This window comes from Bacillus sp. 05T31, from assembly GCF_056396725.1.
Window position 1 is genome coordinate 1 of sequence record NZ_JBFTMA010000549.1, and the last position, 3,061, is coordinate 3,061.

Annotated in this window: 3 protein-coding genes and 1 pseudogene; 2 read left to right on the forward strand and 2 right to left on the reverse strand. The window is 36.9% G+C overall.

The window, feature by feature from the left end:
• Nucleotides 1–1,723: immune inhibitor A domain-containing protein (locus AC1DJR_RS23920; protein WP_477003668.1), on the reverse strand; the 1,723-nt coding region annotated here is incomplete at its 3' end.
• A 342-nt stretch (nucleotides 1,724–2,065) separates the two neighbouring features.
• On the opposite strand from AC1DJR_RS23920, the gene AC1DJR_RS23925 reads away from it, so the two are divergent.
• Both AC1DJR_RS23925 and AC1DJR_RS23930 read left to right on the forward strand, forming a co-directional pair.
• Entirely contained in the window at nucleotides 2,066–2,200 is a 135-nt protein-coding gene (locus tag AC1DJR_RS23925; RefSeq protein WP_002011474.1) for an anti-repressor SinI family protein, read from the forward strand.
• A 79-nt stretch (nucleotides 2,201–2,279) separates the two neighbouring features.
• Nucleotides 2,280–2,603: a helix-turn-helix domain-containing protein gene (locus AC1DJR_RS23930; RefSeq protein WP_002011473.1), complete on the forward strand. Its 324-nt coding sequence runs from the start codon at nucleotides 2,280–2,282 to the stop codon at nucleotides 2,601–2,603.
• A gap of 82 nt (nucleotides 2,604–2,685) precedes the next feature.
• On the opposite strand, the pseudogene calY reads toward AC1DJR_RS23930, so the two are convergent.
• Nucleotides 2,686–3,061, reverse strand: a pseudogene (gene calY / locus AC1DJR_RS23935) (biofilm matrix protein CalY); the annotation flags it as partial.

A 3,061-nucleotide genomic window follows, 5' to 3' on the forward strand; every position in this document is an offset into this window, starting at 1 on the left:
GACTTAAATCATATGATTTATCAATCCATTTTCCATCTGTTGTAGCTGCATTTCCATGATTTGCTTTCTCACCAAGTCTTTCAATTAACGTTTGTTGACCGTCTTCTGTTACAGCGTGTACTTCAAGGAAATCGTACTCTGCTTCAATTTCATACAATGACTTGAAATCAAATTTCGCATTCGTTGCATTTGTTAAATCGAACAGCGGTGTTTCCATCTTTGTATGAAGATCGTCACCTTTTGTGCTGTAGTAATACTGTTTACCAAATGCAGGCTGAATTCCTTTTACATCTTTATCTGGTAAGTTAACACGAATCAGACCTGGACGATCTGACTTCGTAACACTTTGGTCTAAGTATGTTGCTAGACCGATACCTTTATTTAATTTCTCGTAATCTACTTCTACGATATTTGCCCAGTTACCACCTATTGTTTTTTGGAAAAACTCTTTATTTTGTGGTGAGAAACTCGTTGGTGTTGTTCCAGCAATTTTACCAGCCCAGCTACCGCCACTCATAATAGACCAAGCTTCAACCGGCTCACCATCACCGCTATATTGTGTATCATACTCATCCGGAAGACCTAAATCATGGCCATATTCATGTGCGAATACACCAACTGCGCCATCTTCTGGTTCAATTGTGTAGTCGAATGCTGCCATCTTTCCTCCCCAATATGGAACTTTCGCTTGTGTACCTTCAATTGCGAATGGTTTTGGTCCAACTGTCCAGCGATGTGACCAAATYGCATCATCACCTAATTTACCRCCRCCWGCTTCTTGTCCAACACCCGCATGAATAATCATTAAGTGATCGATTAAACCGTCCGGTTGATTTTGATTTCCATCACCATTTACATCGTATTGATCGAACTGATCAAACTGTGATAAATCAAGGCCGCTATCTACAGCTGCTTTTAATGCATCTTTTACTAGATCACGTGGTCCTTTTGGTCCTTTATTATCATGACCTGTACCAGCATCAGCACCATAATCAGCTGCTTTACCAGGAACCGTTAACCATTTTGTAACTGTTCCGTCCACTGTGTAGCTACCACCAGATTGCTCTTCGTAATATTGTTTAAACGTTTCGATTTTGCTTCCATCCTCTAACGCGAATGGCTCATCACCGAATAACATTTTTTCATAGTGTTCTTTGTTAAAATCGTTAGAATACATGTAGCCAGGTTCTTTATCAATATTGTTATGCTTGAAATCAGCATACTCTACAAGTAAAACGAGTACTTTATCCTTTCGAACTTCACCGTTATATTCTTTTTGCTTTGCTGGAGAAGTTGGTACTTTACCATTTAGACCGCCTTTAACTGGGCCTGTCGCTGCAGGTGTCCCTGTTGCYGGTTTGTCTAACTTTTCTTTCGTKTCTGCTTTCGCATCTTTCACTTTCTTTAAAAAGTCAGATGCATCTTTCGTAAGTTGGTCCCCATTTGYCGCTTCTTTCCCAGGATTTTCACCCTTCTTCTTCTCTACATACTTTTCGACAGCTTTCTTTGTTTCTGTCTCTGAAGCTGACGAATCAATTACCCCACGATTTTTTAGCGCATTTGCTAATCTCTCTTCTGGGATTAAGTGATCATCAACTGGACTTGTAGCTGTCTTGTTCTCCGGCGTTTCAGCGTATACAGACTGGCTTCCAGCACCAAACGACAAGCCTAGAACAGCTGTCAAAGCAATTGATGATAACACTTTAAATGGTTTCTTTTTCATCCCTTATTGCCTCCCCTAATATAAAATATGTATTACATACTTTATATTATTAAAAATTCAATATATTTTCAATATTTAGTTATATTATGTAATTTTTTTAATATATTTGTAAAAATTTCATAGTTAGTATACGAATATATCACAATTCAACAATGTTTTCAGAAAATATTGAAAATATTTGTCAGAAACTTTATAATCGCCATAGAGGGAATTTAATGGGGATTTTATCTTTGTTTCATCTACAAAATATTTGATAATTCACTATATAAAATACAAAATCCGATTGCATTATCATATATTCTGTAGCAGCAATTATGACCACTAATTAGGGAGGAATTACATTTGTACAAAGATAAGGCTGACTCACTAGATCAAGAATGGATTGATTTAATACTTGAAGCTCTAGATGCTGGCATTGCCCTGCAAGATATTGAACACTTTTTTCAACGTATGAAGCATACGAGCCAGGCTCAATAGCCTCGTTCTTTTTAACGAAGTTTATGTTATAATAATCACATCATAAGACGACTACATATTGATAGAAAGGTGCGCAAATATGATAGGAGAACGTATAAAACGCCTTCGTTTACAAAAAGGCATTTCATTAACAGAACTCGCCGAAAAAGCTGGTGTCGCTAAATCTTACATTAGTTCTATAGAACGGAATTTACAAAAAAACCCTTCTATTCAGTTTCTTGAAAAAATTGCAGCTGTTCTACAAATTCCAGTTGATACTTTACTTCACGATGAAACAACAACGGAAAGTCATCTAGACTCCGAATGGACACAGCTCGTTAAAGATGCGATGAGCTCTGGTGTCTCAAAAGAACAGTTTCGTGAATTTCTCGAATTTACACAATGGAAGAAAAATCAACAATAATACATATGAAAGAGTGCTTAAAACGGGCACTTCTTTTTTTCTTTATAAAAAAAAGCGGGGAAATCCCCGCTTTTTTTATTTATTATTTTTCTTCGCCATCTGTTTGGTTAGCATTGAATGTCCATTCTAAGTTCAATGAATCGCCTTGGAATTTGTTTTGATCTTTACCATCATCTTCGAATACAAATTGTACCCATAGATAGTCTTCTGTTCCAGCTTCTAAGCCACCCTTTTCTCCCCACTCAGGAGCAAAGATGTCTTTAGCTAAAAGATCTGGATCAGCATTTTGTAAATCCGCTAAAGTTGTTTCATATACAGGCTCACTTTGTTTATCCCAGTTCCAAAGGAATTTTACTTTAATGTGCTTACCAAAATCTTCACCAGCATTATCACCTTTTGCATCTGTAATGCTGTACTTTGTCGCTAATTTAACATCTTTAATTGCTAAAGTACCGTCG

Bases quoted from the DNA above. Each gene is read 5' to 3' on its own strand.
- AC1DJR_RS23930 (WP_002011473.1), top strand. From the start codon at position 2,280: ATGATAGGAGAACGTATAAAACGCCTTCGTTTACAAAAAGGCATTTCA.